General features: G+C 72.2%; 14 protein-coding genes. 7 read left to right on the forward strand and 7 right to left on the reverse strand.

The features are described from left to right. The first annotated feature begins 35 nt into the window (after positions 1-35). Positions 36-518, forward strand: a complete 483-nt coding sequence (locus tag ACFYXK_RS10630; RefSeq protein ID WP_389410773.1) for a hypothetical protein — start codon at positions 36-38, stop codon at positions 516-518. Positions 519-548: 30 nt separating this feature from the next. On the opposite strand, the gene ACFYXK_RS10635 is transcribed toward ACFYXK_RS10630, so the two are convergent. From ACFYXK_RS10635 to ACFYXK_RS10645, 3 genes are all read right to left on the reverse strand, one after another. Further along, positions 549-809 carry a hypothetical protein gene (locus ACFYXK_RS10635; RefSeq protein ID WP_389410774.1) on the reverse strand — a complete coding sequence of 87 codons (261 nt, stop codon included), beginning with the start codon at positions 807-809 and terminating at the stop codon, positions 549-551. A gap of 111 nt (positions 810-920) precedes the next feature. Next, positions 921-1472, reverse strand: a complete 552-nt coding sequence (locus ACFYXK_RS10640) for a hypothetical protein (RefSeq protein ID WP_389410775.1) — start codon at positions 1470-1472, stop codon at positions 921-923. 102 nt (positions 1473-1574) lie between these two features. Then, positions 1575-2132 carry a DUF4232 domain-containing protein gene (locus ACFYXK_RS10645; RefSeq protein ID WP_389410776.1) on the reverse strand — a complete coding sequence of 186 codons (558 nt, stop codon included), beginning with the start codon at positions 2130-2132 and terminating at the stop codon, positions 1575-1577. 182 nt (positions 2133-2314) lie between these two features. On the opposite strand from ACFYXK_RS10645, the gene ACFYXK_RS10650 reads away from it, so the two are divergent. Next, the gene (locus ACFYXK_RS10650; protein ID WP_389410777.1) at positions 2315-2644 is read left to right on the forward strand and encodes a hypothetical protein; all 330 of its coding nucleotides are present in this window, start codon (positions 2315-2317) and stop codon (positions 2642-2644) included. 22 nt (positions 2645-2666) lie between these two features. Here the strand turns inward: ACFYXK_RS10650 and ACFYXK_RS10655 are convergent, their stop codons facing one another. After that, positions 2667-6347 (reverse strand): CHAT domain-containing protein, encoded by a 3681-nt coding sequence (locus tag ACFYXK_RS10655; RefSeq protein WP_389410778.1) that lies wholly within the window; start codon positions 6345-6347, stop codon positions 2667-2669. Between the two features lie 92 nt (positions 6348-6439). Between ACFYXK_RS10655 and ACFYXK_RS10660 the strand changes: the two genes are divergently transcribed. Beyond that, positions 6440-6835, forward strand: a complete 396-nt coding sequence (locus tag ACFYXK_RS10660) for a hypothetical protein (RefSeq protein WP_389410779.1) — start codon at positions 6440-6442, stop codon at positions 6833-6835. A gap of 2 nt (positions 6836-6837) precedes the next feature. Then, entirely contained in the window at positions 6838-7785 is a 948-nt protein-coding gene (locus tag ACFYXK_RS10665; protein ID WP_389410780.1) for a hypothetical protein, read from the forward strand. Between the two features lie 16 nt (positions 7786-7801). Here ACFYXK_RS10665 and ACFYXK_RS10670 read toward each other — a convergent pair whose 3' ends face one another. From ACFYXK_RS10670 to ACFYXK_RS10680, 3 genes are all read right to left on the reverse strand, one after another. Beyond that, entirely contained in the window at positions 7802-8818 is a 1017-nt protein-coding gene (locus tag ACFYXK_RS10670; RefSeq protein WP_389410781.1) for a zinc-binding alcohol dehydrogenase family protein, read from the reverse strand. 96 nt (positions 8819-8914) lie between these two features. Then, entirely contained in the window at positions 8915-9892 is a 978-nt protein-coding gene (locus tag ACFYXK_RS10675) for a hypothetical protein (protein WP_389410782.1), read from the reverse strand. After that, a complete protein-coding gene (locus ACFYXK_RS10680; RefSeq protein WP_389410783.1) occupies positions 9889-11187 on the reverse strand; it encodes a flavin-dependent oxidoreductase in 1299 nt (432 codons plus the stop codon). Before ACFYXK_RS10680 ends, ACFYXK_RS10675 begins: the two co-directional genes overlap by 4 nt. A 374-nt stretch (positions 11188-11561) precedes the next feature. Here ACFYXK_RS10680 and ACFYXK_RS10685 point away from each other — a divergent pair, with 374 nt between their 5' ends. From ACFYXK_RS10685 to ACFYXK_RS10695, 3 genes are all read left to right on the forward strand, one after another. Then, complete coding sequence (locus ACFYXK_RS10685; RefSeq protein WP_389410784.1) at positions 11562-12152, forward strand: hypothetical protein; 591 nt, start codon at positions 11562-11564, stop codon at positions 12150-12152. Positions 12153-12278: 126 nt separating this feature from the next. Continuing rightward, complete coding sequence (locus tag ACFYXK_RS10690; protein ID WP_389410785.1) at positions 12279-12707, forward strand: tyrosinase family oxidase copper chaperone; 429 nt, start codon at positions 12279-12281, stop codon at positions 12705-12707. After that, positions 12704-13537, forward strand: a complete 834-nt coding sequence (locus ACFYXK_RS10695) for a tyrosinase family protein (RefSeq protein WP_389410786.1) — start codon at positions 12704-12706, stop codon at positions 13535-13537. Before ACFYXK_RS10690 ends, ACFYXK_RS10695 begins: the two co-directional genes overlap by 4 nt. Positions 13538-13605 lie beyond the last annotated feature (68 nt).

A 13605-nucleotide genomic window follows, 5' to 3' on the forward strand; every position in this document is an offset into this window, starting at 1 on the left:
GCACCTACGGCGGACGGATGACCCGAGGAGGTCCCGTGGACGTTTCAGGAGACGGCGGGCGCGCTCCTGCGGCCCGAGCCAGGGTGCGGACGGCCACCATGCTGTGCGCGGCTGCGGCCCTCGTGGTGGGCGCCGTACCCGCCTCCGCGCAGACCCGGGCCGCCCCGGAACCGGATCCCGAACCGGTCGTGGTCGTGGACTGCTTCTCCAAGGCCCAGGTACGCCCCGAGGAGTACCTGCTGGCCTGCGGCGACGGGAACAACCGCCTCGTCCGGCTGAACTGGGACACCTGGGGTCCGCGGAAGGCCACGGCCACCGGCACCGACATGGTGAACGACTGCAAGCCCTATTGCGCGGCCGGCCGATTCCACGCCTACCCGGTCACGGTGACCCTGAGCAAACCGGAGCCCTGGCCCGGACACCCCGACATCCAGCGCTTCACGACCATCCGGCTCTTCTACCCCGGTACCGCGCCGTCCCCGGTCCCCAGGGACGTCACGTACAAGCTCGTGTACTGAGCGGGCCGGGCCGCGGCAACCGGCGGGACGCTATCCGCCGAGGCGGGCGCTGATCAGGTAGTCGGCCTCCTCTAACAGCCGGGCCCGCCGCTCCTCTTCCCGGGCACGCTCGAGTTCTCCCCGCAGCGCCAGTTCGGTGCGCAGGACCGTCGCCCGCGGTACGGGGATGCGCTGACCGGGTTTCTCGGTGAACGGCTGCAACTCCGCGGCCGACACCTGGGCATCCTCCGACGAGCCGCGGCGGAGCGAAAGGAACACCCGGGCCAGCCAGTCGGCCGGGATCTGGACCATGAGATCAGTCATATCCGGGAAACGACGGGCCGCCCCCGCCGTGACTCCCCCTCCCCCGACCGGCTCAGTGGACGGGGTCGGACAGCAACGAGGACGGCCGGTACGGCTCGGTCAGCTCTTCTTGATCTCGTCGATGCAGAGCACGAACTGCTTGCCCGAGCTGCGGCGGGAGCCCCTCATCTGCTCCTGGTAACCGATGTCCGACGTGCCCTGGCACCGGTTCGTGTCGAGCGTGTCGGGTATCACCTTGACCACCTTGAACTCGGCGTTGGCGCCACCGCACTTCACCACCTGGAGGTCGGGGGTCACCGTGTTCCCCTTGTTGGTCAGGCAGTCCCCGACCTTCGCCTTGTCCGCGTCGTCGCGGCTCGCGAAGTAGCCGACCGCGACCATGATGACGACGACCACACCGGCGATGATCTTGAGGATCTTCATGACCCCCATGCCTCCGCGCCGGGCGGGCGGCGCCGGCGGGGCCGCGAACTGCTGCGGGTGCGGGTACTGCTGGGGGTGCGGGTACTGCTGGGGGACGGCTCCGTAAGGGGGCTGGGCCTGCTGCTGCGGGTATCCGTATCCCGGCTGGGGCGGGTACCCCTGCGGCTGCTGCCCGTTCGGGGCAGGCTGGCCGTACGGGCCGGGGCCCTGCTGAGGCGGATAGGTCATGTGGGAATCCCCCGTGAGCGTGTGCATCGTACGTAGTTTGACGTGCGCACGCTATATCAACCAGCCGTCACCAGCCGCATTGCGCCCACGGCAACAGCCGTGTCAGGAACCTGCCCCACGGAAGGCCGTGGCACGGACGGTGTTGCCGCACAGCGCGAACTCGCCGCCGTCGTCCGGCGCCAGCTGGTACCGCCCGCCCGCGACGCCCACCACGATCGACGGTGCGACGGTGGGATCGGCGCCGGAGGCGCAGTAGCCGTCCGCCTCACCGAGGACGGGTGTGAAGGTGAGCCGCGCCGAGGCCTGCCCTCCGGGCGCCAGCTTCACCGGTCGCGCCGTCCCCTTGCGGGCGACCTGAAGGGGCCTGTTCTTCTCCGGCGAGCCCTGGCCCGCGAGAGCCACGGTGGGGAAGCCGTTCAGCACGCACGGCTTCGAACCCTGGTTGGTCACGGTGACCAGTACGTGGGTGGAATCGGTTCGCTGCGCGCTGTCCGCAACGATCTGGCTGCTCGTGCACGGGGCCGCCTGGGCGGGTCGCAGGGCGTCCGCGGCTGCCGCCGCGCCGGAGCCGGTGCCTGCCACCAGGCCTCCGGCCATCGCGCCCGCCACGAGCAGCACGGACGAGACCTTGATCGCGCCACTTCGCGTTGCGCATTTCATGGGTTGTCCTCCACGCTTCCACGGCACGGCCCCACAGTTCGGGCCGGCCTCCTCCCAGCGTCCCACCCGCCCGCGCCATCGGCGCGGCACGGGCCCATCGGCCCCGATCGACAGGCCGGTGGGGGAGGGGGACGATGGAAAGAACGGACACCCGCTTTCCCTTGGCGTTCTCCGGAGGAAGCATGTCGAACCGACGTATTCGTCTGCTGGTGCTGACCCCTTTGATGGCCGGCACGTTCATCGCCGCTCCTGCCGCCCTTGCAGGGAGCGCAGCGGCCGCCGCCCCCACGGCCACCTGCTCCATCTCCGGCGTCTTCGACAACGGCAAGGTGCACCTGTCCGGAGGCGGCTTCACACCGGGGCCCGCGTACCTGTCCTCGCCGACCGCCGCAGGAGGGCAGTTCACGATCGGAGCCGACGGCGGGTTCCAGAAGCTGAACGTGGAGAACGCCCAGTACACCGTCACGCAGGGCAACGAGCACACCGAGTGCAGCGGCTTCAACGGCGGTTAGGCGCGCCCGGAACCGTTCCCCGTCACGCCCCGGCGTGGAGATGCGCGGCCCACAGCAGAGGGGTGCTCCTGCGGTCATGGCCCGGCGGCAGGTCGTCGCCGTCCCGTAGTTGTCGTACTGCCCCGTGCAGTGCGCGGGCGGCCCGGTCCGGGTCGACGGCTGCCGGGCCGGTCCCCAGACCGTCGTAGAAGGCCCGGGCGATACGGACGGCGGTCTGGTCGTCGATCTCCCACAGGGTGCCGATGACATGGGGGAATCCGGCGAGTTGGAAGGCCGAGGTGAGGTGGATGGCCTCGTCGAGCAGCTCGACGGTGTCGACGGCCGCGGTACGGCAGGCGGAGAGGTAGGCGAGCCTGACGCGGTCGAGGGCGACCGGGGCCAGGCTCCCGACGGTGAGCGGGTCGTCCTCGTGGTCGTGGAGCAGCAGCCGGCTCCGAGAGGGGTCGGCGGGATCGCTGCTGCCGTGGCAGGCGAAGTGGGCGATCGCACAGCGGGGCAGGCGCGCCAGCACGCGGGCCTTCGTCGGGGTGTTGGGCGGTGCCGGGTCGGCCCGTCCCGCGCCGTGGTCCGGCTCCCTGAGGACGACGGGAGCGGGAAAGCGGGCCTCCAGCACGGCGACTTCGGCGTCGACGAACCGCAACCGGCCCTGCCCGGGCAGTCCGGGCGTGGTCGGCATGGCGACGACCAGCGCCCGGCCTGACGCGGTCGGGTCGTTCCCCTCGCGCCGGCTGCGTTCGCGGGCGTGGCGCAGCGCACGCACCGTCGGGGTGTAGGAGGAGACGACCCGGTCCATCACGGTGCGACGGTGCGGGTCGTCCGGCGCGTCGGTGTGATGGCCGGCGGCGTGGAGGGGCAGCAGTCCGAGCAGTCCGCCCGGCACCCACCACACGCGCGGCATGGCGTCACTGTCCCGTCCGGTCGCGGGAGGGGGCCCCGTATGTCCCAGGGCGTCCAGCACGGGGCCCGCGGCGGCGCTCCAGAGCCATTCGAGGACGCCGACGAGCACGGACTGCGCCTCTTCCCGCTCCTGCGGATCCGCTCCTGCCAACGCCGTGTGCTGTGCCTGCCGGAAGGCGTTGACCCGATCGATCACGGTGGTGTACTCGAGCCCGGGCAAAGGGAGGCTGGTGATGCCCTCGGCCGTGAGCAGCAGTGCGTCGCTGCGGTGGCTGCTGACGTTGAACACCACGATCGGCCCGTGGGACGCCTCGGCCCCGAGTTCGTCGATGGTGGGCGGGAGGGCGAAGGAGGCGAAGCCCTCGAGGGTGCGGATCTGCGCCAGGACGGCGGTGAACTCCTCCGCCAGTCGGTGCCTGTCCTGCACGGCGAGGTCCTGGCGCAGCCGGTGTCGCGCCCCGTCGTCGTCGGCGGCGACGACCTGCATGTCCGTCGGCTGGTCCATGCGGTCGCGCAACTCGGCGAACCTCTGCGCCAGTTCGGGATGGCGCTCGCGCAGCTCGGTCAGATCACCGCGGATCTCCAGTGCCTGGCCGAGCAGTACGGCGCGGCCCACCTCCAGCAGCCCCAAGGCACGTTCCGCCCGCCAGTCCGCGGTGCCGCCCGGAGCCGCGAGCACGAGCGCGGCGGCCGTGGCGGTCATACCCGCCGTATTGCCGATGACATGCTGCTGGTCCCGGCGCTCCAGCCGGCGCGGGGCCAGCCGGGGCATCAGGCGCACAGCCGCGTCCGCCGTGTCGGCCGCTCGCTCCGCATCACCGGACTGCGCCAGCAGCCGAGCCGCGGACATCCCTGCGCCGACCCGGACGGACACGGTTGCCGAAGCCGTTGCCGACGCCGCCGACCAGGCGGCCACCGCCGCCTCCCGGTCCGCCGCGTGTCCGTACTGCTCGAACCGGACCAGCAGCGCATCTCCGAGGTTGTTCAGGTACAGGGCGCGCTCGGGGTGGTCTGCGGGAGCGGTCCGCACCGCCTCCCGGCCCAGGTCGATCGCGGCGTCCAGGTCCGACCGGACGCCGGTCCGGCCGAAGCGGGTCCTGAGCACGGGGCCGAGGTTGGACAGGTACCGCGCACGGTGGGGGTGGTCGGCCGGGACGGCCCGGGCCGCCTCCCGGTGGCGGACCACGGCGGCGTCCAGGTCCGCGACGGCGCCGGTCCGTTCGAACCGGACCTGCAGCGCCGCCCCGAGATTCGACAGGAACATCGCGCGATGGTGATGACTCGCAGGTGCCGCGTCCACCGCCCGGCGGCCCATCTCGATGGCTTCGTCCAGGTCCCCGATGTCGCCGGTCCGTGCGAACCTGGCCCGCAGCATGTTCCCGAGGTTGGACAGGTACCGTACGCGCTCGGGATGGTCGGCGGGCACGGCCCGGGCCGCCTCCCGGAGGCGGTCGATCGCGGCGTTCAAGTCCGCGAGCGCGCCGATCCGTTCGAACCGGACGCGTAGCGCTCCCCCGAGATTCGACAGGAACATCGCCCGGTCCGGATGCCCGGGTGCCGCGGCCTCCACCGCCTGCAGCCCCACCTCGACGGCGGAGTCCGCGTCCGCGGGGAGGCCGGCCCGGGTGAACCGGTCCTGCAGGCAGACCCCGAGGTTCGACAGGATCATCGGCCGACCACGATGGCCGGCAGGCAGTGCGTCCAGTGCCTCCCGTCCCGCTCTGACGGCGGCCTCCAGGTCCCCGGTGGCGCCGGTCCGCTCGTAACGGAGCCTCAGTGCGTTGCCGAGGTTGCACAGCGCCACGGCCAGTGGCTCGCGACCGCCGGCGGTGGCCGCCTCGACCGACCGCCACCCCGCTTCGACGGCGGCCTCCAGGTCCCCGACGGCGCCGGCCTGCTCGAACTTCGCCCGCAGCACGTTCCCGAGGCCGGACAGGACATCGGCGCGGTCGGGATGGCCGGCAGGCATCACGTGCACCGCTTCCCGGAGCAGGGCGACGGCGCTGTCCAGATCCGCAGCCGCTCGGGAGCGGACGAACCGGGCGTGCAGCAGGTTCCCGAGCCCGCTCAGCATCGTCGTGCGGTAGAGGGGGCCGTCCGAAGCTTCCTGCAACGCCTCCCGGAGCAGGGCGATGGCGCTCTCGAGATCCGCGACCGCTCCGGCCCGTTCGTACCGGTCACGCAATGCGTCTGCGAGGTTGAAGAGGTACATGGCGCGGCCTCGGTCCCCGGAGGCCGCCGACAGCGCCTCCCGGAACCGGTCGATCGCCGCGTCCAGGTCTGCCGGGGAGCCACCGTGCCGGACCCCGAGACGCAGCGCGTTGCCCAGGGCGGTCAGGTGGATGGCGCGGTGGGGATGTCCGACGGGGATGGCCTCCACGATGCGTTGCCACAGGTTCACCAGGGCGGTGAGCCGTGCCTGATCGTCCGACTTCCATGCCTCCGAGAGCAGCGGCATTGCGTACCCGGCCGCGTTCTCCGCGAGCAGGGGCACCAACGGCTCCGGCAGCTCGCGGACGCCGGCCAGGAAACACACGGTGAACGCCGTCACGGCATCCCGCAGGTCCGGTTGGTCCTGGCCTGCCGGTACGGGCAGGGCCTGGTGGCGGAACCAGTGGAACCAGCCGAGCAGATGGCGGGCGGGGAGGTCGTCCTCGCCCTGCAGCAGCTGCGCAAGCTGCCGTGCCTCCCGCAGCGCCTCGGCCTCGAGCACCGGTGCCGGGTCCCGGGATGCCACAACCCGCTGGAGACGCACCTCCATTGCGGCCAGTCGTGCGGCGCGCTCAGGGCCCCCCGGATCGCTCATGCCCGGTGATGCTAGTCCCAGGACCCGTGGAGCGGCGGGTAGTCCCTCGGATACGCTCCGCGACAGCGCGACGCCGAGCCGGGGGAGAGAACATGACCGAGGCCGACGAGACGGCACGCCGACTGGGGATCGTATGCGCGAACGCGGACCGCATCCGCGGACGTCTGCGCCGCGGTCCGACCGGAAGCGACGCCGTCCTGCAAGAGGTGCTCACCGCGGTGCAGGACGGACGGGCGACGGCCCGCCCGGTCGACGACCTGCATGCGGTCCTGCAGTCCCTGGGCGACAACCAGGGCCTGTACGCATACGGAGGGACCGGGAGCACGGCGGAGCGCGGGGTCCATGCCGCGGGTGTGCACCGCGACCGCAGTGGCGAGCCGGTGTACCTGTGCCCCGCCGACCGGTGCACGCGCTACGGGTGGCCGGGCCACGGACCGGCGCCGGTCTGCGCGGTCAGCGGCGACCCGCTGCGCCTGGACCGGCTGTAGCGGTGGGCGCCCTGCTGGGAGAACTCGGCAAGAAGCTCGCCGAGCGGTGGCTGTCCCTGCTGGTGCTGCCCGGGGCCCTCTACCTGGCGGTCGCGGCCCTGGCCCGGACGCTCGGCCAGGCCCGTCCCTTCGCCGTGGACCGCCTCATCGGCCAGATCGGCGCGTGGGCCGGTGCTCCGGTCGCGCGCACCGTCGGAGGCCAGGTGGTGGTGCTGGCGGCGGTCCTGGGCGGCGCAGCGGCCGTCGGGGTCCTCGCACAGGCTCTGGGCTCCGCCGCCGAGCGGCTGCACCTGGCCACGGACTGGTACACCTGGCCGGCTCCGGCCCGCGGCCTCGCGCACCGGATCACCGTCCGCCGTCAGCGCCGTTGGCGGACGGCGGCCGAAGCCTGGCACCGGCACCGGCAGGAAGCCGCAGCCGCCCGCACCCGCGGCGAGCGTGTGGACCCGACCGGGCGGCATGCCGCCCGGTCGGCGATGCTCCGGATATCCCCCGAGCGTCCGGACCGCCCCACGTGGAGCGGCGACCGCATCCATGCCGCGTCCGTGCGCGTTGACCGCGACCACCACCTCGATCTGGCCACCCTGTGGCCCCACCTGTGGCTGGTCCTGCCGGAGACCACCCGGACCGAGATCACCGCCGCCCGCGAGGCCCTGACCCGTGCCACCACGCTCTCCGCCTGGGCCCTGCTCTATCTGCCCCTCGCCCTGTGGTGGTGGCCCGCGGCCGTGATCGCGGCCGCGCTCGCCGTCACGTCGCGGCAGCGCACCCGCAGCGCCGCCGACGGCTACGCGACCCTGCTCGAAGCCGTCACGCGCCTGCACGCCCGTGACCTGGCGGGCCCGCTCGGGATGGACCCGCCCGGTCCCCTGACCCCGCAAGTGGGGGACGCGCTGGGCCTCCACCTGGCACCCAGCCCGCCGCCACCACCGTACGACGGGGCACCGTGAGCGGTGAGAGGGACCGTCAGACCGTTTCCCGGTCCCTGACGGCTTCGGACGCTCCGGAGGCCCGTTCGTCTCCGCCGGCGGGGACGAACACGAGCCGGGTGCCGGACCGCAGCGGGGATTCCCAGGCGGCTGCCACCTCGGCCATCGGCACGGCGACCGCCTCGGTGGTCGGCACGAGGTCGGGCAGGCGCTCGAGCAGCTCGCGCAGGGCGGCATCGCGGCGGGTGCCCGAGATCGAGCCGAGTCCGCTCCCGCAGACGCTGACGTCACCCTTGCGCAACCACGCGGACGGCACGGTCATGTCGGCCCCGGCCGCGGAGCCGACCTGTACCCACCGCAGGGTTCGGGTGAGATCGGAGCGGTGGCGCAGGATTCCGTCGAGCGCCAGCTCGGCGGGCCGCTCCCACAGGTAGTCGAGCACGATGTCCACGTCGGCGGCCGCCGCGCCGAACGCGGCCGCGATGTCCTCGTCGGAGCCCTGGAGGGCCACCGTACGGTGGGCGCCCAGCCCCGCCGCAGCCTCCAGTGCCAGCGGATCGCGCCCGGCCGCCACGACGGAGCCCGCGCCTTGGTCGAGGGCCAGCTGGATCGCGGCCCGCCCGGCGTTGCCCGTGGCACCGAGAACGAGCACCGCGTCCCCCCTGCGCAGCCGGCTCCGCTCGCGCAGCGCGATCCATGCGGAGGATGCGGGGTTCATGACGGCGGCGACAGTGACCGGATCGAGCCCCTCCGGTACGGGCATGAGCGCGGCGGCCGGTACGGCGACGCGTTCGGCCATCGTCCCGTGCGGGGGCTCCAGCCCCGAGATGTAGACGAGTTCACCGGCCGGGGTGCGGCCCACCCCGTCGAACCCGGGGATCAGCGGCAGCGCATCGCCACCCGTGTAGTGGCCGCCCGAGGCGAACGAGCGCACCAGCGGGTACAGCGCGGCCGCCAGTACCTCGACGACCACCTCGCCGGCCGCGGGGGTGGGCTCGGGCACGGACTCGTACCGGGGAGGCTGCCCCAGGGCGTGGACCACGGCTGCATACATGAACTGGCCCCCAAATGGGTGATTAAGCGGCATGGCGGACAGCCCGATTGTGACGGCTCCCCGCCGGACGCGCCCGCTGCGCCACGCGGCAGAGGTTCACCGGCCCGCCGCGGCGAGGCGGTGCGCCCCGGCCGAGTGGACGAAGTCCGTGAGGGAGACGGTGTAGTCGCCCTCGTCGGGGCGGTACGCGGTGCAGTACCGCGTGGGGTACCAGCCGGGGATCCGCCAGGCGGCCGGCTGGGGAACGGCCTCGCAGCTGCGGTGGCCCGCCGAGGTGCGGTGCCGTTGGAGGAAGTCCCTGGTGAGCATGGGCTCCATGAAGATCAGGTCGCCCGCGTACGCCCCGTAGATGAAGGTCTGGCCGCTGAGCGTGCCGGTGGACGGGGGGCGGCTGTCGAGGTGCGCGCCCATGGCGCCTTCCGCGGTCTGCGGGCTGCTCGCGGGGTAGCCCGCCGGCAGGTACGCGGCCGGGACGGGCTTTGCGGCCGCGGCCAGTTGGTCGCAGGCGATCAGCAGGGCGCAGCCGCCGGTCTTGATGCCCGACCGGACCTCGCGGGGGACGAGGTAGAAGTGCACGTCGAAATGGGCGACGTCGTACCGGCCGTGCGGGTTGTGGCCGTGCGGGTTCCAGTTGAACAGCACCCACTGGAAGGGCAGGCCGGCCGGGGCGGCGGGGGCGGGCGGCAGCGCGAGTTCCAGGCTGTGGCCGCCGACGCACTCGTGGGTGTCGTCGACGCTCCCGTCGCCGTCCGCGTCGAAGCAGTGCTTGCCGTCGGTGGGGGTGCTGGGCAGGGCGGTGACGGCCGGGGCCGTCAGGGAGACTCCCAGCGTTCTGGGGATCCCGCCCTGGTACTCCCCGTACGTACGGACCGTGCCGCGGCCGAGGCGGGCGGCGGGACCGTACGCGGAGCACACCGCGCCGCCGGTGTCGTCACCGCAGTCGGGCAGGCGCGCGGCGGAGCCGGAGGGCGGCGGCGGGGCCGCGGGCTGCCCGATGGCGGACAGCAGCGCCGCCAGCAGGGCGGCGGAGGCGAGCGCGGCGGCGGAGGTGGCCCGCAGTCGGGATCTGTTCATACGGCGACGCTCCAGGAGGAACGCGCATTGAGCGCGGTGGCGTCCACGCCGGTGACCTGGCGCGTACAGGACTTGATGCCGTCCAGCCTGTCCTCCGGCAGGACGTGGCGAATGTCGAGGAAGCCGTTCGGGGCGAGGGCCTCCACCTGGCGCAGGACCGGATCGGGTTCCAGCCGGCGGTGCGCCGCCAGGAGGAGGGTGGTCTGCGGGCGGCGGTCCGCCTCGTACCGCGCCAGGGCCTCGTCCACGTCGTGGTGGGCGAGCGCGTACGCCAGGACGCGGGCGTCGACTATGGCCTGTGAGGCGCCGTTGGAGCCGGTCGGGTACAAGGGGTGGGCGGCGTCGCCGAGCAGGACGACACGGCCGTCCGTCCAGGCCGGCAGCGGGTCGCGGTCGATCATCGGGTACCGGCCGATGCGGGGCGCCGCGGCGATGATGCCGTGGAGGTCCAGGAAGTCGCTGCGCCAGCCTGCGAGGTGCACGAGCACCTCCTCGGGCGGTACCGCACGGTCCCAGTCGGCCCCGCCCCGTGCGTCCTCGTCCCCGAGGCCGTCGGCGGTGCGGCTCTCCACCACCCAGTTGAGCAGGCACCGCCCGCTCCGGTCGGGTCGGGAGACGGGATAGGCCACGGCCTTCACCCGCGCGTTGCAGCCGACGATGACCATCGTGCGCCCGTCGAGGAAGGGCGGGCCTTCGGTCACCCCGCGCCACATGGATATCCCGTTGCCGAGCGGCGGCCCCTCGTCCGGATACATGGTCGCGCGCACGGCGGAGTTGATCCCGTCCGCGCCGATGAGCAGGTCGCAGGAGAACGGGCCCGGCCGGCCCGTCGCGTACGCCCGTACGGTGGGCCGTCCCTGCTCGTCGCCCTGCTCGTAGCGCACGAGGCGCTCTCCGGTGACCAGCGCCCGGGGGCCGAGCCGGTCCCGGACCGCCGACAGCAGGATGTCCTGCAGGTCCGCCCGGTGCACCGAGTACTGCGGCCAGTTGTAGCCGGCGGCGCGCCCGCGCGGCTCCGACCAGATCAGGCCGCCGTAGCGGTGGTGGTACTCCAACCGGGCGGTCGCCACTGCGACGTCGTCGAGGGCCTTCGCCAAACCGAGTTCGGTCAGCTCGCGCACGGCGGCGGGCTGCAGATTGATTCCCGCGCCGACCGCGCGCAGGCTCGGACACGCTTCCAGGATGAGCACATCGTCCAGGCCTGCCGCATGAAGGCTCAAGGCCGTTGCCAGTCCGCCAATTCCGGCACCGGCTATCACGATGCGCGGAGAATTCTTTCGGCCGTACGGAGACATGCCCTCTACCTCCTGGGAAAGACGCCTTCCGTTGAAAGTGCGGTACTTCACCGATGAGTACAACCACGGCTGCAAGAGATCAAGATGCCCAGGTCAGACATCTCCGTTCACCCGATCAGGCTACGGCCAAGTGCCGCCTGATGGGTGACAAGGCTTTAATCAGGTGTCGGCAACAGAAAGGCTGCGACATGCATCAAGTGACGTTCGAACCGTGCGACGTCCAGCGCCTCCAGCATGCTGTTGACTACGCCCTCCACGCCTCCAAAAAATCACTGGACGCTCTCCTGCCACCCTGGATACCGGGTGATCTCAAACGGGAAATCAAGAGCAGATGCGTTGTGTCGCATTGTGCAACGCTACTGTTCCCGGAAACAGTGGAATCCGCTCTCGAGTACTTCGAGGAGAACGGCTGGCCCGCATCGACCACCATACCGAGCGTGCTGGTGAAGCGCCGTCTGGTGGAGCGTCACTGGCTCCCGGACGATGCGGACATACGGGTGACGCGGCTGCGCGTCACGAGCGGCCTGGCGCCGGAGGTCGAGGTCTTCCTCTTCCCGCGGTGCAGCCCCGGGTACACGGACGACGTGGGGGCGCAGGAGCGCGTCCACGGTTTCGAGAACCACGTCGGCCTGTTCATGGACAGGCCCGATGCGAACGCGCTCGCCCGCCTGGCGGACCGCCTCGAGACCACCGGCCGAATGGTGTACGAGGGTTCGGCGCACAACCCCCACGAGAACACCACCATGCTGTATTTCGCCCCCAGCGCGTCCGTGGCCACGTCCCGGCGCCGCTTCCCGCGGTGGGAGCTGCAGTGCGCAGGCGATCTGACGGCTTTCGCCGACCGGCGCCCGGTCCGGAGGCAGGCGCTGTCCAGCGCGTACGCAGCGCTCAGGGCGAACCACGTGGACGCCGGTACGACACGGTCCGCCCGCCGGCCCGTACCGGTGGCGGCGCCGAACGGCTGACAGCGGGCTCTGGGCTCCCCGCCTTCGTGTGACGTTCCGTACGAGGCGGGGAGTCCTGCGCGCCGCCGGGATGGATGTGTAGGGCACTGATCGGGTGTTCCCGGCCATCTGGTACCTCTTCAAGCCATGAAGAAGATCACCCGCCGACAGGCCTTGGGCACTGCTGTCGGCGCAGTCACCGCGGTCGGGCTGACCGCGGCCGTCATCCATGCCTCCGCCACGTCCTCGCCGGACGGCGACCCGAAGGGGGCCGACGCGGCCTCGTCGCCCGGCCCGATACCGACCGGCACCGTCGACGAGGTCTACGAGGGCCGCCGCATCCAGATCACGTTCGGCGAAGGAGGCCACCAGGGCGGCCACCACTCCCCCGGTCTGCCCACGGTCCGCATCGACGGCAACGAGCTGCACGTGATGCGCAATGCCGACGGCAGCTGGGTCAGCGTCGTCAACCACTACGAGACGTTTCCCGACCCGGTCACGGTCGTCCGTGCCGCCGTGCGGGACCTCCGGGGCGCCGCCCTCGCCGCGTTCGGCCCCGCGGGGGGCACGGCATGACCGTCCGCAAGAACCAGTCCAAGCTCACCCCGGAGGAAAAGCGCGCCTTCACCGGTGCGCTGCTCGAGCTCAAGCGGAACGGCACCTACGACCGCTTCGTCACGGCCCACAACACCTTCCTCATGACCGACAGCGACTTCGGCGACCGGGTCGGACACCGCGCCCCCTCCTTCCTTCCCTGGCACCGCCGCTTCCTGCTGGACTTCGAAGCCGAGTTGCAGAAGGTGGACCCGAAGGTCTCCCTCCCCTACTGGGACTGGACCGTGGACCGCACCCCCGCCTCCTCGCTCTGGGCCGCGGACTTCCTGGGCGGTACCGGCCGGGACCGCGACGGCCAGGTGCTCGACGGCCCGTTCGCGTACGCGGCGGGCAAGTGGGCGGTCACCGTGGGGGTGGACAAGCGCCCCTACCTGGTGCGCGAACTCGGTGCGCGAGGGGTACAGCTGCCGACCAAGGCCGAGGTGAACGCCGTACTCGCCATGCCGGTGTACGACGCAGCCCCCTGGAACAGCTCCTCGGAGGGCTTCCGCAACCATCTGGAGGGCTGGCGCGGGGCCGGCCTGCACAACCGGGTCCACGTGTGGATCGGCGGCCAGATGTCCAGCGCGGCCTCTCCCAACGACCCGGTGTTCTGGATGCACCACGCGTTCATCGACATGCTGTGGGCCGAGTGGCAGCGCCGGAACCCGAAGTCCGCCTACCTGCCGGGCGCGGCCACGCCGAACGTCGTGGACCTGCACCGCCCGATGCGGCCGTGGAACAACGTGACCCCGGCCGACCTGCTTGACCACCGCAAGTTCTACACGTTCGACACCGAGTCGGCCCGCTGACCGCAGCAGCGCGCCGGCCCGGTCCCGGGTCGGCGCGCTGGGCCTTTCAGGAGCTCTGCGCAGCGGCC

Source organism: Streptomyces sp. NPDC002209 (assembly GCF_042890265.1).
GTDB lineage: Bacteria > Actinomycetota > Actinomycetes > Streptomycetales > Streptomycetaceae > Streptomyces.